Below are 20,562 nucleotides of genomic sequence, written 5' to 3'. Positions count from 1 at the left end.
GCCCACAGGTGTGAGCGTGCGTCCGGGCGTAGGCTCGGACGCGGGTACGAAAGTGCCACCACGCCACATCGCTACTTAAGGAACCACTGATGGAGCTCGGTCTCGTCGGCCTCGGCAAGATGGGCGGCAATATGCGTGAGCGCATCCGCCGCGCAGGCCACACCGTCATCGGATACGACCGCAACGCGGACGTCGCGGATGTCCACAGCCTCGAAGAGCTTGTGAGCAAACTGAAGGGCCCGCGCGTCGTATGGGTGATGGTTCCGGCCGGAGCCGCGACCCAGTCCACCGTCGACGAGCTCGCCGAGCTGCTCGAGCCCGGTGACGTCGTGGTGGACGGCGGAAACTCCCGCTGGACGGACGACGAGAAGCACGCCGAGGAGCTCGCGGCCAAGGGCATCGGCTTCGTCGACTGCGGCGTCTCCGGTGGCGTCTGGGGCCTGCAGAACGGCTACGCCCTGATGTACGGCGGCGCCTCCGAGGACATCGCGAAGGTCCAGCCGGTCTTCGACGCCCTCAAGCCGGAGGGTGACTTCGGCTCGGTCCACGCGGGCAAGGTCGGCGCGGGGCACTTCTCGAAGATGGTTCACAACGGCATCGAGTACGCCATGATGCAGGCCTACGCCGAGGGCTGGGAGCTCCTGGAGAAGGTCGACTCCGTCACGGACGTGCGCGAGGTCTTCCGCTCCTGGCAGGAGGGCACGGTCATCCGTTCCTGGCTGCTCGACCTCGCGGTCAACGCCCTGGACGACGACGAGCACCTGGCCAAGCTGCGCGGCTTCGCGCAGGACTCCGGAGAGGGCCGGTGGACGGTGGAAGCCGCCATCGACAACGCCGTGCCGCTGCCCGCCATCACCGCATCGCTCTTCGCCCGGTTCGCCTCGCGGCAGGACGACTCGCCGCAGATGAAGATGATCGCGGCGCTGCGCAATCAGTTCGGTGGTCACGCCGTCGAGTCCAAGAGCGAGCACTGATCCATCCACAGCCTGTGCAGGGTGCAGGGCTGTAGCGCCAAGCGAAGTAGTCCGGGGGAGGTCCGCGCACACCATGCACGTCACGCATCTGTCGCTGGCCGACTTCCGGTCGTACGCCCGGGTCGAGGTCCCTCTCGATCCGGGCGTCACCGCGTTTGTGGGCCCCAACGGCCAGGGCAAGACCAACCTCGTCGAGGCCGTCGGCTATCTCGCCACCCTCGGCAGCCACCGGGTCTCATCGGACGCGCCCCTGGTGCGCATGGGCGCCGAGCGTGCCGTCGTCCGGGCCGCGGTCCGGCAGGGCGAGCGTCAGCAGCTCATCGAGCTCGAACTCAACCCCGGCAAGGCCAATCGCGCCCGTATCAACAGGTCCTCGCAGGTCAGACCGCGCGACGTGCTCGGAATCGTACGCACCGTGCTGTTCGCCCCCGAGGATCTTGCGCTGATCAAGGGCGACCCCGGTGAGCGCAGGCGTTTCCTCGACGAGCTGATCACGGCGCGCTCACCGCGTATGGCGGGTGTCCGGTCCGACTACGACCGCGTACTGAAGCAGCGCAACACCCTCCTGAAGTCGGCGGCCCTCGCGCGGCGGCACGGCGGGCGTTCCATGGACCTGTCCACGCTCGACGTCTGGGACCAGCACCTCGCGCGCGTGGGCGCTGAACTGCTCGCTCAGCGGCTCGACCTGATCGCCGCGCTGCAGCCGCTCGCCGACAAGGCGTACGAGCAGCTGGCGCCCGGCGGCGGCCCCGTCGCGCTGGAGTACAAGCCATCGGCGCCCGGCGAAGGCCACACCCGCGAGGTGCTGTACGAGCAGCTCATGTCCGCGCTCGAAGAGGCGCGCAAGCAGGAGGTCGAGCGGGGCGTGACCTTGGTCGGGCCGCACCGCGACGATCTGCTCCTGAAGCTGGGCCAGCTCCCCGCGAAGGGGTACGCGAGCCATGGCGAGTCCTGGTCGTACGCCCTTGCGCTGCGCCTGGCCTCGTACGACCTCCTGCGCGCCGAGGGCAACGAACCGGTGCTCGTCCTGGACGACGTGTTCGCGGAGCTCGACACGCGCCGCAGGGAGCGCCTCGCGGAGCTGGTGGCGCCGGGCGAGCAGGTCCTGGTCACGGCCGCGGTGGACGACGACGTGCCCGGCGTGCTCGCCGGGACGCGGTTCGCGGTGGCGGACGGCGCGGTGGACCGCGTATGAGCGCCGAAGAGCTCGCCGACAACGCCAAGAACGCCGAGAACGCCAAGAACGCCAACGACAGGGACGCCCCGCAGGGCGCTCCCAAGGAGACGCCGAAGACGCCCGAGCCCTCCGGCGTCGACCTCGCCAGGGTCGCCCTGCGCGCCGCCAAGGAGCAGGCACGCGCGCGTGGCGACGCCGCGCAGCAGAAGAAGCAGGCCCGCAGGGGCGGCCTGCGCTCCGGCGCGCGTTCCGACGGGCGTGATCCGCTGCCGCTCGGGTCCGCGATCAACCGCCTGATCACCGAGCGCGGCTGGGAGACGCCGGCCGCGGTCGGCGGGGTGATGGGCCGCTGGCCGCAGATCGTCGGCGACGACCTGGCCAACCACTGTGTCCCGCAGCGCTACGACGAGAGCGAGCGGATCCTGACCGTGCAGTGCGACTCCACGGCGTGGGCGACTCAGCTGCGGCTCATGGCCCCGCAGCTGGTCGCGCGCCTCAACGAGGACCTCGGCCACGGCACCGTCCGGCTCATCAAAGTCCTCGGTCCCGGCGGCCCCGCGCGCCGCTTCGGACCCCTGCGCGCCCCGGGCAGCACGGGCCCCGGCGACACCTACGGCTGAGGCCGTACCGGGTGGTAGCTCGGGGTTGACACCCCGAAGCGCTGAGTGCCGCTGTGAGCCTCTTAGAGCCCCGGGCCGCATATGGGGAGTCGGATGAGGCCGGTTCAGGACGGCACATGCGGACTCAGGTACCGGCAAAGCCCCATCACTGTCGGCGCTACCGGTAGACTGGAAGCTAATCCCGCCCCACTTGTGGGACGCACCGAACAACGCTGACTATCGCTGAACGACGCAGCCGCTCCGGCCACCGCCGGGTGCTTGGCTTGTGCTGTGCCAGAAAGGGCGCTTCGTGGCCGATTCCGGCAACCCCAACGAGAACATCCCGTCCACCGTCGTTGGCGAGAACGGCGAGGTCACAACCTCGTACGACGCCAGCGCGATCACCGTCCTCGAGGGTCTGGACGCGGTCCGCAAGCGACCCGGCATGTACATCGGTTCGACCGGTGAGCGTGGCCTGCATCACATGGTGCAGGAAGTTGTGGACAACTCCGTCGACGAGGCGCTGGCCGGCCACGCGGACACGATCGACGTCACGATCCTGCCCGACGGCGGCGTGCGCGTCATCGACAACGGCCGCGGCATCCCGGTGGGCATCGTCGCGTCCGAAGGCAAGCCGGCCGTCGAGGTCGTGCTCACCGTGCTGCACGCGGGCGGCAAGTTCGGCGGCGGCGGCTACGCGGTCTCCGGCGGTCTGCACGGCGTGGGCGTCTCCGTCGTGAACGCGCTGTCCTCGAAGGTCGCCGTCGAGATCAGGACCGACGGGTACCGCTGGACGCAGGACTACAAGTTGGGCGTCCCCACGGCCCCGCTGGCCCAGCACGAGGCCACCGAGGAGACCGGCACGTCGGTCACCTTCTGGGCCGACGGCGATGTCTTCGAGACCACCGACTACTCCTTCGAGACGCTCGCGCGGCGCTTCCAGGAGATGGCGTTCCTCAACAAGGGTTTGACGATCAAACTCACTGATGAGCGCGAGTCGGCGAAGGCGACCGCCGGTGCCGACTCCGTCGAGGCGACCGACGACGAGGCCGCCGAGGCCCGCACGGTGACGTACTACTACGAGGGCGGCATCGTCGACTTCGTGAAGTACCTCAACTCCCGCAAGGGCGAGGTCATTCACCCGACCGTCATCGACGTCGAGGCCGAGGACAAGGAGCGCATGCTCTCGGCCGAGATCGCCATGCAGTGGAACTCGCAGTACACCGAAGGTGTCTACTCCTTCGCGAACACGATCCACACGCATGAGGGCGGTACGCACGAAGAGGGCTTCAGGGCCGCTCTGACGGGCCTGGTCAACCGGTACGCGCGCGAGAAGAAGCTGCTGCGCGAGAAGGACGACAACCTCACGGGCGAGGACATCCGCGAGGGTCTGACGGCGATCATCTCGGTGAAGCTCGGCGAGCCCCAGTTCGAGGGCCAGACCAAGACCAAGCTGGGCAACACGGAGGCGAAGACCTTCGTACAGAAGGTCGTGCACGAGCACCTCACGGACTGGTTCGACCGCCATCCGAACGAGGCCGCGGACATCATCCGCAAGAGCATCCAGGCCGCCACGGCCCGCGTCGCCGCCCGCAAGGCACGCGACCTGACCCGCCGCAAGGGCCTCCTGGAGTCGGCGTCCCTGCCCGGCAAGCTCTCCGACTGCCAGTCGAACGACCCGACGAAGTGCGAGATCTTCATCGTCGAGGGTGACTCCGCCGGTGGTTCGGCGAAGTCCGGCCGTAACCCGATGTACCAGGCGATCCTGCCCATCCGAGGCAAGATCCTGAACGTCGAGAAGGCGCGGATCGACAAGATCCTGCAGAACCAGGAAGTCCAGGCCCTCATCTCGGCCTTCGGCACGGGCGTGCACGAGGACTTCGACATCGCGAAGCTCCGCTATCACAAGATCATCCTGATGGCGGACGCCGACGTCGACGGTCAGCACATCAACACCCTGCTCCTGACGTTCCTGTTCCGCTTCATGCGGCCGCTCGTCGAGTCCGGCCACGTGTACCTCTCGCGCCCGCCGCTGTACAAGATCAAGTGGTCCCGCGACGACTTCCAGTACGCGTACTCGGACCGCGAGCGCGACGCGCTGGTCGAGCTCGGCCGCCAGGCGGGCAAGCGCATCAAGGACGACTCGGTCCAGCGATTCAAGGGTCTCGGTGAGATGAACGCAGAGGAACTGCGCATCACGACGATGGACCAGGACCACCGCGTTCTCGGCCAGGTCACCCTGGACGACGCGGCGCAGGCCGACGACCTGTTCTCTGTGCTGATGGGCGAGGACGTCGAGGCGAGGCGCTCGTTCATCCAGCGCAACGCCAAGGACGTCCGCTTCCTCGACATCTGAGTCGGCCGTACGAGCCGCACCTCGAAAGGACTTTGACCAGCAATGGCCGACGAGAACACCCCTGTGATGCCCGAAGAGGAGCCCGCCGTCCCCGGCGTGGGCATGCGTGTCGAGCCCGTCGGGCTCGAGACCGAGATGCAGCGTTCGTATCTCGACTACGCGATGTCCGTCATCGTGTCGCGTGCGCTGCCCGACGTCCGGGACGGTCTGAAGCCCGTCCACCGTCGCGTGCTGTACGCGATGTACGACGGCGGATACCGCCCCGAGAAGGGCTTCTACAAGTGCGCCCGCGTCGTCGGCGACGTCATGGGCACCTACCACCCGCACGGCGACTCCTCGATCTACGACGCCCTGGTCCGCCTGGCCCAGCCGTGGTCGATGCGGATGCCCCTGGTGGACTCCAACGGAAACTTCGGCTCTCCGGGCAACGACCCGGCGGCCGCCATGCGGTACACCGAGTGCAAGATGGCGCCGCTGGCCATGGAGATGGTCCGTGACATCGACGAGGAGACCGTCGACTTCACGGACAACTACGACGGCCGCAACAAGGAACCCACGGTTCTGCCGGCCCGCTTCCCGAACCTGCTGATCAACGGTTCGGCGGGCATCGCGGTCGGCATGGCCACCAACATCCCGCCGCACAACCTCCGCGAGGTCGCGGCGGGCGCGCAGTGGGCCCTTGAGCACCCGGACGCCTCGCACGAGGAGCTGCTCGACGCTCTTATCGAGCGCATCAAGGGCCCCGATTTCCCGACCGGCGCACTAGTAGTGGGCCGAAAGGGCATCGAGGAGGCGTACCGCACGGGCCGTGGCTCCATCACGATGCGCGCGGTCGTCGCGGTCGAGGAGATCCAGAACCGCCAGTGCCTGGTGGTCACCGAGCTCCCCTACCAGACCAACCCCGACAACCTCGCGCAGAAGATCGCCGACCTGGTCAAGGACGGCAGGGTCGGCGGCATCGCCGACGTCCGCGACGAGACGTCCTCGCGTACGGGCCAGCGCCTGGTCGTCGTCCTGAAGCGGGACGCGGTCGCCAAGGTCGTACTGAACAACCTCTACAAGCACACCGACTTGCAGTCGAACTTCAGCGCCAACATGCTGGCCCTGGTCGACGGTGTGCCGCGCACCCTCTCCCTGGACGCCTTCATCCGGCACTGGGTGACGCACCAGGTCGAGGTCATCGTCCGGCGTACGAAGTTCCGGCTTCGCAAGGCCGAGGAGCGGGCGCACATCCTGCGCGGCCTGCTGAAGGCCCTGGACGCGATCGACGAGGTCATCGCGCTCATCCGGGCCAGCCAGACCGTGGACGTCGCGCGTGAGGGCCTGATGGGGCTGCTCTCGATCGACGAGATCCAGGCCAACGCCATCCTCGAGATGCAGCTGCGCCGGCTCGCCGCCCTGGAGCGCCAGAAGATCGTCGCCGAGCACGACGACCTCCAGACGAAGATCAACGAGTACAACGCGATCCTGGCCTCGCCCGAGCGGCAGCGCCAGATCATCAGCGATGAGCTCGCGGCGATCGTCGACAAGTTCGGCGAGGACCGTCGCTCGGCGCTCGTGCCCTTCGACGGCGACATGTCCATGGAGGACCTGATCGCCGAGGACGACATCGTCGTCACGATCACGCGCGGCGGTTACGTCAAGCGTACGAAGACGGTTGATTACCGCTCACAGAAGCGTGGCGGCAAGGGCGTTCGCGGCACGAAGCTGAAGGAAGACGACATCGTCGACCACTTCTTCGTGTCCACGACCCACCACTGGCTGCTGTTCTTCACCAACAAGGGCCGTGTGTACCGCGCCAAGGCGTACGAACTGCCTGACGCCGGACGCGATGCCCGTGGCCAGCACGTCGCGAACCTGCTCGCCTTCCAGCCGGACGAGAAGATCGCCGAGATCCTCGCGATCCGTGACTATGAAGCGGTGCCCTACCTGGTGCTCGCCACCAAGGGCGGCTTGGTCAAGAAGACCCCGCTCAAGGATTACGACTCGCCTCGCGCCGGTGGCGTCATCGCCATCAACCTCCGCGAGACGGACGACGGCAAGGACGACGAGCTGATCGGCGCCGAGCTCGTATCGGCCGAGGACGACCTGCTGCTCATCAGCAAGAAGGCCCAGTCGATCAGGTTCACCGCGACCGACGACGCGCTGCGTCCCATGGGGCGTGCGACGTCGGGCGTCAAGGGAATGAGTTTCCGTGGCGGCGACGAGCTCCTCTCGATGAATGTCGTCAGGCCGGGTACGTTCGTGTTCACCGCAACCGACGGTGGGTACGCGAAGCGGACCAACGTCGACGAGTACCGCGTCCAGGGCCGTGGCGGCCTCGGCATCAAGGCCGCCAAGATCGTGGAGGACCGCGGCGAACTCGTGGGCGCGCTGGTGACCGAGGAGACCGACGAGATCCTCGCCATCACCCTCGGCGGCGGTGTGATTCGTACGCGAGTCAACGAGGTCAGGGAGACGGGCCGTGACACCATGGGCGTCCAACTGATCAACCTGGGCAAGCGCGATGCCGTGGTCGGTATCGCTCGTAACGCCGAGGCCGGGCGCGAGGCTGAGGAAGTCGACGGTGACATCGTCGTCGAATCGGCCGAGGACGAGCCGGCCGTCGGTACGGACGAGGGCACGGAGTCCACGGCCGAGTAGCGCGAGGAGAGAGTCATCGTGAGTGGAGCCACGGGCGCCGGAGCGAGTGGAACCGGCCAAGCCGGTACAGACGGTGTCCGTGGCTCCGCCACTGATTCTGATGACTCGCATGAGTCTCGTGGATCCCAGGGGGGAACCGTGACCGACACCCGAGGGCCGCAGCCCGCTCAGTCAGCGCAGTACGACGCGTCGTACGCGGCCGGGTCCCAAGGGGCCCAGGGTTCACAGGGCGCCGCGGGCGCCCTGCCGGGGGAGCGACAGCCCCAGCAGTCCCAGCAGCAGGCGTCCCAGCCGTATCACCCGCCGCAGGCGTACCAGCAGGGTTCCCAGACGGGTTCCGTGCGCCGGCCGCGGACCGGGGCGCGCACGACGCCGCGTACGCGCAAGGCGCGGCTGCGGGTGGCCAAGGCCGACCCGTGGTCGGTGATGAAGGTCAGTTTCCTGCTCTCCATCGCGCTCGGCATCTGCACGATCGTCGCGGCCGCCGTGCTGTGGATGGTCATGGACGCCATGGGTGTCTTCTCCACGGTGGGCGGCACGATCTCCGAGGCGACGGGCTCGAACGAGTCCAACGGCTTCGATCTGCAGTCGTTCCTGTCGCTTCCGCGCGTCCTGACGTTCACGACGATCATCGCGGTCATCGACGTGGTCCTCGCCACGGCCCTCGCGACGCTCGGCGCCTTCATCTACAACCTCTCCGCGGGCTTTGTGGGCGGCGTCGAGCTGACGCTGGCCGAGGACGAGTAGTCCAGCTCAGGGCGGGGTTCTGGAGCGCGCGGCGGCCTGTCCGGTGCCCGCGGAGGTATCGATTTTGGGACTGGCCCGCACGTGCGCTAATCTTCAGAGGTCAGCGCGCGGGACACACCGCAGCGCGGCGGGGCTATAGCTCAGTTGGTTAGAGCGCATCCCTGATAAGGATGAGGCCACAGGTTCAAATCCTGTTAGCCCCACCAGCACGAAGACCCCCAGCCGTTCACGGTTGGGGGTCTTTGGCGTTGTGGGTCAAGGAAGACGGCCGCCGTCGACTGAGTGGCGACGGCGGCCGTCCAGTGCGCGAGAGGGGCAGAGCTCCCCTCCATGTCCTCCTCGCGCGGGTGTCCCCTGTGGTGGATAGGACGCGGGAGTGCCCTGTCCGAACGCAGCAGAGGACAGGTGCTGAAGCCGCCAAGGTCGGCGAGACGGCTCCAGCGGGTCGTTCCCGGTGCGGTCTTGCACGCGACCCGGGGGCTGGGAGCCGTGAGAGGAATCCGGCTGACGCGGCACGAAGGGCCGCGGTCTCGCCGTTCCTCTGTCCAACAGAGTAGAACGACGAGGACCTGATAGGAACCGGGCGGTCACACGGGATGGCGTGCGGACGGCGTCTTCATACGAAGAAGACCCCCAGCCCGTGGCGGCTGGGGGTCTTCCTTGCGTCTGTGTCTGTGTCTGCGTGTGCCTCGTGTCCGCGTGACTACGGTTCTGCGGCGAGCCCGCCCGGATGGGCCTCGGCCTCAACGGCCGTCTCCGTGTCGTCCGTCGGGAGGTGGCGGCAACTGGGGGACGATCCGTGGGCCTCGGCGCGGATGCGTTGCTTCATCGTGGGCGGCAAGGACCGTTCGTACGCCGCTGCCCAGTAGGCCGCCAATGGTGCCGTCATGACCGGCGCGCTCTCGCACGTTTCCGTGGCCTGCTGAACCGGCGTGGCCGCCGCTGCCGTCGTGGTGAATCCCATCGCGGCGAAGAGCGCGAGGAAGGCGGTGATGAGCGTGGTCCACAGCTTCAGGGCCTTGGAGCCGGTCATGGCTTCTCACTTTCGGGTTGGGCGATTTGCGTACTTTCCTCATGATGTGTATGTGGGCTCGAAGGTGGGGGACCGACGCTCGTGGCGCGGCGATGTTCAGATGAACACCACCCGTATGGCCGTAAACGGCCGCTGAGGGGCCTGAGAGAGGGTCGGGTGAGGTCGAGAGCGGCGAGTGGCGCGGCGGGGCCGTGCGGCGCCAGGAGCGGCGATGGCCGATTCGACTGCTGTGTCCGGGGCGGGAGTTGGGGTGGATCCAGGTCACCGATCGGTATCGGTCGGTGTGTATAGTCGGGCGCCAGAGGTCCCTTACGTCAAGAAAGACGAGGTCGCGCGGTGAAGAAGCTTCTCCTGGTCGCCCTGGCCGCCATCGGCGGACTCCTCGTGTACCGCCAGATCCAGGCGGATCGCGCCGAGCAGGATCTGTGGACGGAGGCGACTGACTCCGTGCCCACGGGTTCGTGAGTACCGACAACAGTCTCTTTACAAGGCCCCGGTCGCTTCTGCGACCGGGGCCTTGTGCTGTCCGGGTCGGTGGCCGGTTTTCGCCTGCCGGTTGAATTTGCCGGAGCAAGTCGTTTTCAGTGTCTTCTTCAGTGTCTTCAGTGGCGTGGTGTCTTCGGGAGGGGTGGCACGTGATGGGGCGGCTGCGCAGAGGCTGGGCGGGAGCGGCCGCGGGGGCGGTGTTATGTGCGGGGGTGGCTCTTCCGGGGGTGGCGGCGGGCGCCCCGGGCACGCCGGGTTCGTACGCCTTCGATGACCGGGCCGTGGCGGTCGACGGTGCGACGACTGGTGCGGACGGCGTGCAGCTCAGCCCCGGGTCGACGTACAGGAGCAGCATCGCGCGTGGCGGGAGGCTCTACTACCGGTTGCGGCTCGATGCCAGGGAGACGGTGTACGTCTCGGCCACCGCGGTCCCCGGGCCGGGCGCCAAGGTCGCCTATGGGGACGGCGTCGAAGTGTCTTTGCAGGACACGGACGGCAACGACTGCAACTCCGGGAACGCGCGGTTCGGTACGTCGCAGAGCCCGCGGCCCATCACCGCCTTGGCGGCACGGTCGGTGGGCCCCGCCGAGCACCGGTGCAAGGTGGCAGGAACGTACTACGTGGTGGTCGAGCGGAACAGCGACACCGGCTCCAGTACGGAGACGTGGGACACGGAGCTTCGCGTCGTCTCGGAGCCCGGCGTGACGAAGAGCGTCTCCACCACGCCGCCCGGCTCCTGGAACTCCGCCACGCCCCCCGCGCCCGACGCCCGGCGCGAGGAACGCGCGGGCGGCACGAGCTTCAACGACGCCCGGGCGCTGAAGGCGGGCGTCTGGGGTGACCGGATCAGGCCGGGCCGGACGCTCTTCTACCGCGTGCCGGTCGACTGGGGGCAGCAGATCTCGGCCAGTGCCGAGCTGGGCGGTGCGAGCGGGGGCAGGGGCGAGTTCGTGATGTCGGCGCTCGTCATGTCGCTGTCCAATCCGGTGCGGGCTCGCGTCGACGACGCGGACACGGTGTACGACGGCAAGCCGAAGTCGGCCACGCTGGAACCGATGGCTCCGGTCGCGTACGAGAACCGCTACTCCCCGAACGACGGCGTGGCCGCGACCCGGTTCGCCGGTTGGTACTACCTCTCGGTCCACCTCAACCCGGACGTCGCGCAGCAGTTCGGCAAGGGGCCGCTGGATCTGACGCTGCGGGTGAACGTCGACGGCGCAGCGAAGGCGGGGCCCGCGTACGTCGGGTCGGCGCGGCCGGCGGACGAGTTCAGCGTCACCGGGCGGGACGAGGGGGCTGCCGGGGGCGGCGGTGGGGACGGGGGCGTCATGAAGGTGGTCGCCGCCGGGGGGTTCGGGGCAGGGTCGTTGCTGCTGGGGATCCTTGGGGTGTGGACGCTGGTGGGGCGGCGGCGGGCGGCGGCTGTTTCGGCGGGGCGGTTCGGGCCGCCGGTCTGAATCAGCTCTGGGTCAGGGCCCAGATACCTACCGCGAAGCACGCGAGCGCGGCCAGCAGCATCGGGATCGCCACCTTCGGGGGCGGCCCCGGCCGCGGTTCAGTCCGCCGCCTCCGCTGCGGAGCTGGCGGAGCCGGGCGGCTCTGGAGCGGAGTGCGGTGGGGGGAGTGGGCGTACGGGGACGCGGCGGGGGCGGCGGGTGGCGCTGCCTGCGGCCGCTGGGCCGGTGGTGTGGGCGGGGGCATGACCGGCGGTGGCGTGGGCGGCGGGGTGGATGGCTGCGTTGCCGGCGGTGTCGCCTGCGGTGTCGCCTGCGGGGGCGGCGCGAGAGGGAAGCTGCCCGTCTGAGGGGAGAAGCGGGGCGGCGGCGGCACGGAGGCCGGGGCGAGGCGTGGTTGCGGGGTGCTGGCGGGGTGGCTGTTGGGGCGGAAGTCCTGTGGGGGCGGAGTGCTGGAGAAGGGGGCCTCGGGGCTGGGCCTCTGCGGGGGCGGGGCCGGTTGCTGGGTGCTCGCGGGGTGGCTGCCGGGGTCGGATCCCTGTGGGAGCGGGCCCGGTTGCGGAGTGCTCGCAGGGTGGCCGTTGGGGCGGAAGTCGTGTGGGCCTGGGTGGGGGGTGCTTGGGGAGGGGCCCTCGGGGGTGAAGCCTCCTGGGAGTGGGCCCAGTTGGTCGAAGATTTCGACGAGTTCGTCGTCGGGGCCCGGCTCCGGCAGTAGCTCGGCAGCCGACGTCAACGCCTTGCGTGCGCCTGTGGCGGTGCGGAACCGTGCCTGTGGGTCCGGCTGGAGGAGCGTGGCGACTACCTGCCACAGCGGCTCCGGCACGCCCCGCGGCGCCCTGGGCGTGCCGTGCGCGGCGAAGTGTTCGATCAGGGCCTTGGCGTCCGGTTTCGCGCCCTGAAGGAGATACAGGGCCACGAGGCCGACCGCGAAGAGGTCTGCGGTGAAGTCCGGCTCGGCCCCCATCATCTGCTCGGGAGCGAAGTAACCGGGCGTGCCCACCACGTAGTTGGTCTCCGTCAGTCGTGGCTCGCCCATCCGCATCGAGATGCCGAAGTCGGAGAGCCGAAGGTGCGGACGGGCGATGCCGGTGGCTTCGAGCAGGATGTTGGCGGGCTTGATGTCACGGTGCACGACCCCCTCCGCGTGCACCGCGGCCAGGCCGGACAGCAGCTGGTCCAGAAGCGTGCAGGTCAGGCCGGGCGGCAACGGGCCGTAGTCGCCGACCACATGGGCCAGTGAGCCGCCGGCGACCAAGGCCATGGTGAACAGGACCTTGTCGTCGTCGGCGGCCCAGCTCGCGGGCGCGAGCACATGGGGGTGGTCGATCCGGAGGGCCTGTTCCCGCACGAAGCGCAGCAGTGCGTGCGCGTCGCTCTGTTGCAGGACCTTCGCGGCCACATACCTGCGCCGCCGGTGGTCCCAGGCGCGCCAGACCGCACCGACTCCCCCGCGTCCGATCGGATCGACCAGTTCGTACCGCCCGGCGAAGACCTCACCCATGGTCGCGCATCGCTCCCCCTCCGGGCCGCCCGGTGGCCCGGCCGACGGCTCAGTTCTGGTGTGCCTCGTAATGGGCGACCGCGTCCGCGGTGCGTCCGGCGCCGTACACCCGGAGGAACTCTGCCAGTTCCGGGTGGGTCGGGGCGAGGGAGTCCGCGGCATCGATGATGTCGCCCGCCGCCGCCACGGAGCGCAGCAGCGACTGGATCTCACGCACCACACGCTTCACTGTGGGCGCACCCGAGCTGGTCGTCGACTGCGAGGTGTTGGTCAGGACGGAGCCGCCCTGGGACTTCTTGATCTCGTCCATGCGGTCGGTGGCCTCGGCGGCGCTCACACTGCCGTCGGCGACCTGGCCCGCCAGCTCCTGGAGCAACTGGACGCGCTGGACGACGGCGGGGTTGCCGATCTTGGCGCGCTGGCCGCTCATCAGCTGGGACAGCATGGGCGCGGACAGACCGAGGACGCCCGCGAGGCGTGCCTGGTTGAGGCCCAGATCATCTATGAGACGACGGAAGAGCGCCCCCAGCGGCTCCCCGTACCAGTTCCGCTGGAGCTCTCGTGCTCTCGCGGTTGTCTCTTGTTGTGCGGCGTCCATTGCGTCTCCCCATCGCTTCCCCAAAAAACCGTGGTTCGCTGCCGCGAACCACGCCGAGCATCTTACGGAGCGTGGTCGTCCACGGGGACCCCCAATCCTTTTGCGAGATCTGGGGGGTGACCCGGTACTCTGGTCTGCGTTGCTCACCGGAGCGGGTTCCTTCCGGTTGGCGCACCCTTTTCGGGGCCTTAGCTCAGTTGGTAGAGCGCTGCCTTTGCAAGGCAGATGTCAGGAGTTCGAATCTCCTAGGCTCCACTCAATAAATGCCCTCTGGCCTGCGGAAACGCAGGCCAGAGGGCATTTCTTATGTCCGCGGTGGGCATTCTGTGCCCGCTTGCCTGCCCTGCAGGGGGGTGCACCGCTCTGGACTCTCCCGCGTGACCTTGTACGGGAACCACTCCGGGCACAGGAGGCGCCCTGGGGTCTACTCTGAACTTCGGTGGTGCAGGGGGAAGGAGAAACCGGTGGACGGCTGGATATGGGTGCTACTCATCATCTTCTGGACGGGTGGCTTCGCCTGGGTAGCCGACAACGTCCGTACCGCTCTGCGTAACCGGCACGAGCGCAAGATGGAGGTCCTGGACGCCGCGAAGCAGGAGCGGCTGGCCCTCGAAGCGGCGCAGCGGCCGCCGGAGCCGGTGTGCGGGTGCACGCACCACCTCGCCAAGCACGACAAGCATGGGCGGTGCCATGAGCGGGTCGAGGCGCCGACGGAGTGGGACGAGAACAAGAAGCCGCTGAGGTACGAGGCCGCTCAGTGCAACTGCCAGCAGTACGTGGGTCCGCAGCCCCTGTCGCAGGTGTTCGCCGAGGAGCTGACGGACCGGGCCTGAGTGGGCGGTCCGACTGAGGGGCGCCCGTCCTGCCGGACCGGCCCCGTCATGCCGCGGGGGCCGTGGCGGTGGCGGGGTAGGTGAATACCCCGGCGATGCACGCCTGGGCGTTGGTCCTCAGACCGACGACGGCGCCGTCGTCGGCGGGGACGGCGCGGGCCTCCAGGCCCGCGTGGCCTGTGGGCGTCAGGAACAAGCCCCAGACCGTCCGCCAGTCGCGGATGCGCCCGGTGAAGGGGTCGACGACCGGCTCCGGCCGGGGCAAGGCGCGGCGCTGGACGACGGCACCCTCGGGGCCCACCGAGCCGAGGACGTGTCGCCACTGCTCTTCCGTGGCCTCCCACCCCGCGACGACGCCCTCGCCGCCGTACTCCGCGTTCGGCTTGAGGATCAGTTCCGTCCGGTCGGCCATGCACCTGTCAAAGAGGGCGGAGTCCGTGGTAGCGGGGCTGGGGGGTACCGCTCGCGTCCACGGGAGCACCCGGTCGATCAGCTCCCGTTCATCGGCCGAGACGGACGCGCGCAGGCGCGGGTGGCAGAGCATGGCCAGGCAGGCCTTGTTGTCGACGAGGCCGGACTCCATGGGGGTCCACAGCACCGCGGTGCCGTCCTCGTGGGCACGGAAGAGGGGTTCGGCCAGGATCTCCCCGTCCTCGTGGGCGAGCAGCTCCTCGATCGTGAAACTGCGCAGCACCACGTCCACCGTGCGGCCGTCGAGTACGAGGAGGTTGCCGCGCTGCCGGATCTCCTGGACCTCTCCGACGACGCAATCGAGCCCGCTGCGGCGCAGGACCGCCGCCACCGCGCGCCAGCCCGGGCCGTTCGCGGCGAGCCCGCCAGGGGCTTCGATGATCGCGACGACGGGGGACTCGCCCCGGCCTACAGCCTTCGCCGCGGTCCTCAGCGTGTCGGCGACGCGCTGCCCCGTATCGACGTGGCGCAGGCCGTGGACCGCGGCGAACGGCGCGAAGCACTCCGACTGAGCCAGCGCCCGTGGGAGCTCCCCGCCTCGCTCCACGCCGCCGATCTCACTGGTGATGTTGAACTCCAGCAGCCGGAACCTCTGGCCGTCGTACGACAGGTCGGCCCGTCCGTAGAGCGGCGGGGCCCCGCCGCCGAGGCGGGTTACCAGTCTCCTCTTGCGCTCGCCGATGCCCAGGGCCGCGCAGTACCGGTCGAGATCGCCGTCGAACATGAGGTCGGGCAGGGCGGCGATCAGGCCGTACAACCGGGCAAGATCGTCGGCGAGGCGTGTCACGTGATCGTCCTGGACGAACAGCGGCCGCGCCAGGAAACGCGCCCCGTAGGCGGCGGTCAGGATGGCGGGAAGCCGGGCCTCGCCCAGCAGCATCGGCAGTCTGCTGCCGGGGGCGGCGGACTCCCGGAGGTAGGCCTCCGTGACCCGGTCGTTCATCGCGCCGGGCCGGGTCCGTGCGTGCTGGGTCCATGCGTGCCGGGAGCGCCGCCCGCTTCTCCGACCGGCGCCGACGCCCAGTCCAGCCGGGCCAGCCGGGCCAGGGTGCCCGTCCAGGCCGTGAGGATGCGGTGGACGTCCTCCTCGGCCACTCTCCCGCGCCGCGCCGTCGCTCCGACGCGCAGGAGCGGCCGGGTGCCGTCACCGCGCGGTGGGGGCCGCTCCACCATGAACAGGTCGACGTCGGCCCCGGTCGAGCAGACTGACACCGCGGCCCTGGTCGCCCGCGCACCGCCCAGGTACGCGTCACGCTGGGTGCCGCCGCTCAGCGTGCCGGGCAGGAAGAGCAGGGAGAAGGAGACGCCGGTCGGGGCGGCCGAGCCGTCCAGCGCGTCCTCGATCCGCTCGTAGGGGGTGCGCTGTTCGAGGAGGGCCGCGAAGATCTGAGCCCTGATCGCCGTCAGATGTTCCTTGACGGTGCCGGTTCGGGCCGGGACGACGATCACCGCGTCGTTGGCCAGCCGGCCCACCACTGCCTCCTCCTTGGGGAGACGCGCCGCGAGCGTCGTGGTGAGGGCCAGCGGGACGTCCGGCCGGGCGGTGGCGGCGCTCAGGGCGAGGGCCTGGGCCCCCACGGCCAGCATCGTGCCGCGCACCTGGCGGATGCGGTCACGCAGGGCGGCTACCACGTCGTCGTCCAGGTCGGTCACCTGCTCGATGACCGAGGGGCGTGGTGCGGACGCGTTCCTGGCCACCGGCCAGTGACGCAGGGCGCCCGCCACGTCGTCGCGCCGACTGGCCGTCGCCTGCTCCCCTTCGGTGCTGTCGAGCCATTCCTCCCTGGCCCGCCAGACGGTCTCGTAGCCGTCTGGGCCCGGCTCGTCCTCCTCCGCCAGGAGCTGTTCCACCACCAAGTTGGCCGACCAGGCGTCGCAGACGAGCGGGTCGACGCCGACCACCAGCAGGTGGCGGTCGACGGACGCGCTGAAGAGGACCCCTCGGATACGGGGCATCAGGCCTTCAGGGAACGACCTGTGTGCCTCCTGCCGGGCCAGCTCGTGGGCCCCCCGCCACCGGTCCGCGGGGGTGGGGCCGTCGACGGTGACACGGACCAGCTCCGGTTCGCCGCAGTCGACCGGCCGGTGTTTGTCACCGTCCTCGAATCGGGCGCGCAGCGCCGGACGCCGGAGTGCAACGCGGTGCAGTCGCGCCCGGATCACGGCCTCGTCCGCCGGTCCTTCGATCTCCAGAGCGGCGGTCAGGCAGTACGCGGAGTCCGTGTTGCCGTCGGCCCGACCGCGGAGCGCGGCCCGCTGTGCCGGGCTGTTGTGGAGCTCAGTGTCCGCACCCTGCCGTACCGAACTCAAGGCCACGCTCCTGTGAAGAGGGTCCGCCACTCGGGGGCGCACGGACCGGGGGCCAGACGCTACGCAGACGGTGAGCGGCGGGCAACGTCTCATCTGTGCGTCAGCCCTTGGCTGACCATCAGAGTGGTGACACCGCGGTCACCACCCGGACGACCGTGCTTTCGGCGACTGTCCCGGGCCGCCGGGACAGCGCGATACTCGTCCCGCCGTCCCGGTGCGTACGGCGGGATGGAGTACAGGTGAGACCGTCACGTGTGGGAGTGGCCCAGGAGCCGGGCTCAACTCTGACTGCTCAGCAGTCCCATGTCCATGGCCACCCGGGTCAGTCCCGCTTTGTTGAAGGCGCCCACCTTCTGCCGGATGCGATGGACGTAGGTGTCCACCGTGGCCTTGGACAGGGTCAGCCGGGTGCCGATCTGTTTGTGGGTCAGGCCCCCCGCCACCATGGTGAGGACGTCCTGCTCCCTGGGGGTCAGCTCGACGCACTGCACCGGATTGTCGAAGCGGGGCGGTTGTCTCCCGCCGTCCCAGTCCTGCATCAGTACTTCGGCGACCGACAGGCCGAGGTAGACCCCCCCGGCCCCCACCGCCTGGACCGCGGTGACGAGGATCGAGGCGTCGATGTCCTTGCTGACGTATCCGTGGGCCCCGGACTGCAGGGCGCGGCGCACGTTCTGATAGCCCATCCGCGCCGACATCACCAGGACCGGGTGCTGGTCAGCTACTTCGGAGAGCGCGTCCGGAAACGAGTCGTGGTCGAGGTAGGGATCGAGCACGAGCACGCTCTCGTCCCGTGGTTCCTGGCCCCATGCCAGGTCGTCGATGCCCGTCAGGCTGCCTGCGTACCGACAGCCGGAGGCGTTTCGCAGTATCGAGACCGCTCCCAGCATGGCGAGTGATCCATCTTCCACAACTCTGACATGGACCGGCATCCCCGCATCCCCCCGTCCTGCCGACCTGGCATCAACGGATGTCGCCCGTCCGCCATGCCCGATGCGGCCAGTGTGATTACTGCGCCCCAAGTGAGACTTGTGACTCAACAGTAGGTGAAATGCGCGGAACTTGAAAATGTTTTCATCATACATTTACGCCATGTGGTCCAAACAGTGACGAGGGAAACATGCCCGACGACGGACGACTGCCGCTCGGCGGTACGGGGTGGAAGGTGTGGCGCGGATTCGTCCTCCGCAGCACCGCCCTGCCGCTGGCGGAACTGACCGCGGCGGTCGGCGCGGAGCGTGCCGCCACCGGGCCCCCCAGCCCTCGGACGCTCGCCCCGGCCGTGGAGCTGGCCCGCACGGACACCTTCACCAGGGCCCTGCTGTGGCAGAACCCGCGCGCCGTCGACGAGGTCGTCGGCTCCCTGCTGCGGCACACCACAGGCGAGTCGTCGTCGGCGGGCGCCACTGGGCGGGCGGCCCGGCGCGCGGAGCGGGGGCGCCGGTTCAAGACGCGCATGCTCGGCCAGTACCTCCAGCGCTACTACACGCGGAACGAGAGCGTCGGCTTCTTCGGCCCGGTGGCCTGGGGAACGTTCCAGGACGGGCCCTTGATGACCCTGAAGGCAGGGCCCGGACTCACCGATGAGCGGCACGTCCTGTTCGAGGACTGGGCGGTCCACGAGCTGGGGCTACGTCTGTCCCGGCCCCTGGAGATACGCCGCGGGCTGCCGCCCGCCCTCGCCGTGGGCGTCTCCAGGATGGGCCGGTCGCTCTTGCGCGCGGGTGAGCGCCCGAGACGGCTGACCCGGCCGGAGGCCACCCTGACCGGTCTGGTCGACGGCCGGCGCACGGCGGCGGACATCGGCAGAGCGCTGGGAGACGAGGCGGCCGCGCTCGGCATGCTCCAGGCGCTGGAGGACGAGGGCTACGTCAACTGGACCTTCGATATCCCCCTGGACCTGCGGCCCGAGCAGGCACTGCGGGAGCAGCTCGAAGCGCTGGAGCGGACGCCTGCCGCCGCCACAGCCCTGGCCGACCTGGCGCGGCTGACCGACGCGCGGGACGCCGTGGCGCGGGCGGAGACGGCCGACGCGCTCGCCCGCACCCTCGCGGAGGCCGGACGCCGCTACTCCGAGCTGACCGGCCGACCGGCCGACCGCCCCCGGCAGGACGCCGGCAAAGGCTTCGGTCTCTTGGTCAGCGCCGAGCGCCGCGCCGTGGACCTGACCGTCGGGACCGCCCTGCTGGACGATCTGGCACCTGCACTCGGGCTGCTCCTCGACAGCGCCCGGTGGTTCTGCCGACGGATCGGGGAGGAGGTCACGGACTGGCTGACCACGGCGCACCATGAACTCGCCGCCCTGTACGGGATGGACGACGTACCGCTCGACGCATTGATCGGCCGGGTGGACGCCAGGCTGTGGGACGCCGCGAGCTGCGCCCACGTACGGGACGAGCTCGTCGCACGGTGGGAGGCGGTCCTCGCCCCCGACCCGGCGGCCCGGCGCGTCGTCCACACATCGGCCGGGCTGGCCGCGGCGGTCGCCGAGACGTTCGCCTCGCCCGCACCCGCCTGGTACGGCGGCCGGCAGCACAGCCCGGACGTGATGATCGCCGCCGAGAGCGTCGAAGCGGTCAACCGCGGTGACTACCAGGCGGTGATGGGCGAACTGCACGCTGGCATGACCACGTTCGACTGCGACAGCATGCTCTGCTGTGCCGCCGATCCGGACGCGATGGTGCGGCGCCCGGCGGAGGCCGCGCTCGCCGGAGGACCGCCCCGGATCGTCCCTCTCCACCCCCGTACGGCCGGTGGGCCGACGGGCTTCGACTACCCGCCCCCCGACACCGGTTCACCCCGCTACACCTACCTGTCACTCGGGGAGCGGGCGGGCGCGCGGCGGGTGCCCTCGCAGCCCGTCGCGGCGTCCTCGGTCAGGGTGGCGCGGACGGCGGACGGGCTGGTCGCGCGGTTCCCGGACGGCACCGTGCTGCCGCTCCTGACGGTGGTGGGGGAGTTTCTCGTCTACCAGACAGGCACAGGGTTCGGTGTGCTGCCGGCCCGGCCGCACACGCCGCGCGTGACCGTGGACCGGCTCGTGATCGCGCGGGAGTGCTGGCGGATACCTGTGGAGGAGTTCCTGCCCCGTCCGGACATGACCCAGGAGGAGGTGTACGAGCGGGTGCGCGCGGTGGCTGCCGAGCGGGGACTGCCCCGGCACTGCTTCTGGCGGGCGACCCGCGGCCAGAAGCCGCTCTACCTCGACCTGCACAGTCCCCTGCTCGTCCACGTCCTGGTCCACACCCTGGCGGAGGGCAGGCCCGAACGGACCGTCGCCTTCACGGAGATGCTGCCCGCCCCTGACGAACTCTGGCTCCCGGACGAGGAGGACAGGCGGTACACCAGCGAACTGCGGATCACTGTCTCGGACGGCTGAG

General features: G+C 69.7%; 16 protein-coding genes and 2 tRNA genes. 12 read left to right on the top strand and 6 right to left on the bottom strand.

The window, feature by feature from the left end:
* The first annotated feature begins 89 nt into the window (after window positions 1–89).
* From gnd to ACGFX9_RS35260, 7 genes are all read left to right on the top strand, one after another.
* Window positions 90–974, top strand: a complete 885-nt coding sequence (gene gnd / locus ACGFX9_RS35290; protein ID WP_393482868.1) for a phosphogluconate dehydrogenase (NAD(+)-dependent, decarboxylating) — start codon at window positions 90–92, stop codon at window positions 972–974.
* Window positions 975–1,047: 73 nt separating this feature from the next.
* Window positions 1,048–2,169: a DNA replication/repair protein RecF gene (gene recF, locus ACGFX9_RS35285; protein WP_393482864.1), complete on the top strand. Its 1,122-nt coding sequence runs from the start codon at window positions 1,048–1,050 to the stop codon at window positions 2,167–2,169.
* Complete coding sequence (locus ACGFX9_RS35280; RefSeq protein ID WP_393482861.1) at window positions 2,166–2,771, top strand: DUF721 domain-containing protein; 606 nt, start codon at window positions 2,166–2,168, stop codon at window positions 2,769–2,771. The genes recF and ACGFX9_RS35280 overlap by 4 nt, the downstream gene beginning before the upstream one ends.
* Window positions 2,772–3,036: 265 nt before the next feature.
* Window positions 3,037–5,106: a DNA topoisomerase (ATP-hydrolyzing) subunit B gene (gyrB, locus tag ACGFX9_RS35275; protein ID WP_393482858.1), complete on the top strand. Its 2,070-nt coding sequence runs from the start codon at window positions 3,037–3,039 to the stop codon at window positions 5,104–5,106.
* A 42-nt stretch (window positions 5,107–5,148) separates the two neighbouring features.
* Window positions 5,149–7,749, top strand: a complete 2,601-nt coding sequence (gene gyrA / locus ACGFX9_RS35270; RefSeq protein ID WP_393482855.1) for a DNA gyrase subunit A — start codon at window positions 5,149–5,151, stop codon at window positions 7,747–7,749.
* Window positions 7,750–7,767: 18 nt separating this feature from the next.
* On the top strand, window positions 7,768–8,496 hold the full coding sequence (locus tag ACGFX9_RS35265; protein ID WP_393482852.1) for a DUF3566 domain-containing protein: 729 nt from the start codon (window positions 7,768–7,770) through the stop codon (window positions 8,494–8,496).
* Window positions 8,497–8,625: 129 nt separating this feature from the next.
* A tRNA-Ile gene (locus ACGFX9_RS35260) sits at window positions 8,626–8,702 on the top strand.
* Window positions 8,703–9,199: 497 nt separating this feature from the next.
* On the opposite strand, the gene ACGFX9_RS35255 is transcribed toward ACGFX9_RS35260, so the two are convergent.
* The gene (locus tag ACGFX9_RS35255) at window positions 9,200–9,529 is read right to left on the bottom strand and encodes a DUF6344 domain-containing protein (protein WP_393482849.1); all 330 of its coding nucleotides are present in this window, start codon (window positions 9,527–9,529) and stop codon (window positions 9,200–9,202) included.
* Window positions 9,530–9,865: 336 nt separating this feature from the next.
* Here ACGFX9_RS35255 and ACGFX9_RS35250 point away from each other — a divergent pair, with 336 nt between their 5' ends.
* Together ACGFX9_RS35250 and ACGFX9_RS35245 are read left to right on the top strand one after the other, a co-directional pair.
* Window positions 9,866–9,994 carry a DLW-39 family protein gene (locus ACGFX9_RS35250; RefSeq protein ID WP_003999697.1) on the top strand — a complete coding sequence of 43 codons (129 nt, stop codon included), beginning with the start codon at window positions 9,866–9,868 and terminating at the stop codon, window positions 9,992–9,994.
* Between the two features lie 233 nt (window positions 9,995–10,227).
* Window positions 10,228–11,472 (top strand): hypothetical protein, encoded by a 1,245-nt coding sequence (locus ACGFX9_RS35245; RefSeq protein WP_393482846.1) that lies wholly within the window; start codon window positions 10,228–10,230, stop codon window positions 11,470–11,472.
* Window position 11,473: 1 nt separating this feature from the next.
* Here the strand turns inward: ACGFX9_RS35245 and ACGFX9_RS35240 are convergent, their stop codons facing one another.
* Complete coding sequence (locus ACGFX9_RS35240) at window positions 11,474–12,970, bottom strand: protein kinase (RefSeq protein ID WP_393482843.1); 1,497 nt, start codon at window positions 12,968–12,970, stop codon at window positions 11,474–11,476.
* A gap of 49 nt (window positions 12,971–13,019) precedes the next feature.
* Entirely contained in the window at window positions 13,020–13,568 is a 549-nt protein-coding gene (locus ACGFX9_RS35235; RefSeq protein ID WP_160506124.1) for a DNA-binding protein, read from the bottom strand.
* A 182-nt stretch (window positions 13,569–13,750) separates the two neighbouring features.
* Here ACGFX9_RS35235 and ACGFX9_RS35230 point away from each other — a divergent pair.
* Both ACGFX9_RS35230 and ACGFX9_RS35225 read left to right on the top strand, forming a co-directional pair.
* A tRNA-Ala gene (locus tag ACGFX9_RS35230) sits at window positions 13,751–13,823 on the top strand.
* A 209-nt stretch (window positions 13,824–14,032) separates the two neighbouring features.
* Window positions 14,033–14,401, top strand: a complete 369-nt coding sequence (locus tag ACGFX9_RS35225; protein WP_393482840.1) for a hypothetical protein — start codon at window positions 14,033–14,035, stop codon at window positions 14,399–14,401.
* A 46-nt stretch (window positions 14,402–14,447) separates the two neighbouring features.
* On the opposite strand, the gene ACGFX9_RS35220 is transcribed toward ACGFX9_RS35225, so the two are convergent.
* From ACGFX9_RS35220 to ACGFX9_RS35210, 3 genes are all read right to left on the bottom strand, one after another.
* Window positions 14,448–15,815: a hypothetical protein gene (locus tag ACGFX9_RS35220; protein WP_393482837.1), complete on the bottom strand. Its 1,368-nt coding sequence runs from the start codon at window positions 15,813–15,815 to the stop codon at window positions 14,448–14,450.
* Window positions 15,812–17,182 (bottom strand): condensation domain-containing protein, encoded by a 1,371-nt coding sequence (locus ACGFX9_RS35215; RefSeq protein ID WP_393482834.1) that lies wholly within the window; start codon window positions 17,180–17,182, stop codon window positions 15,812–15,814. The genes ACGFX9_RS35220 and ACGFX9_RS35215 overlap by 4 nt, the downstream gene beginning before the upstream one ends.
* 278 nt (window positions 17,183–17,460) lie before the next feature.
* On the bottom strand, window positions 17,461–18,114 hold the full coding sequence (locus ACGFX9_RS35210) for a DNA-binding response regulator (protein ID WP_393482831.1): 654 nt from the start codon (window positions 18,112–18,114) through the stop codon (window positions 17,461–17,463).
* Window positions 18,115–18,302: 188 nt separating this feature from the next.
* Here ACGFX9_RS35210 and ACGFX9_RS35205 point away from each other — a divergent pair, with 188 nt between their 5' ends.
* Window positions 18,303–20,561 (top strand): lantibiotic dehydratase, encoded by a 2,259-nt coding sequence (locus ACGFX9_RS35205; protein WP_393482828.1) that lies wholly within the window; start codon window positions 18,303–18,305, stop codon window positions 20,559–20,561.
* The last annotated feature ends 1 nt before the right edge of the window (window position 20,562 follow it).

The sequence above is a fragment of the Streptomyces sp. NPDC048436 genome, from assembly GCF_043200355.1.
Lineage (GTDB): Bacteria > Actinomycetota > Actinomycetes > Streptomycetales > Streptomycetaceae > Streptomyces.
The sequence above is the reverse complement of the archived record's forward strand: the minus strand, read 5'-3'. Positions and strand labels throughout refer to the sequence as shown.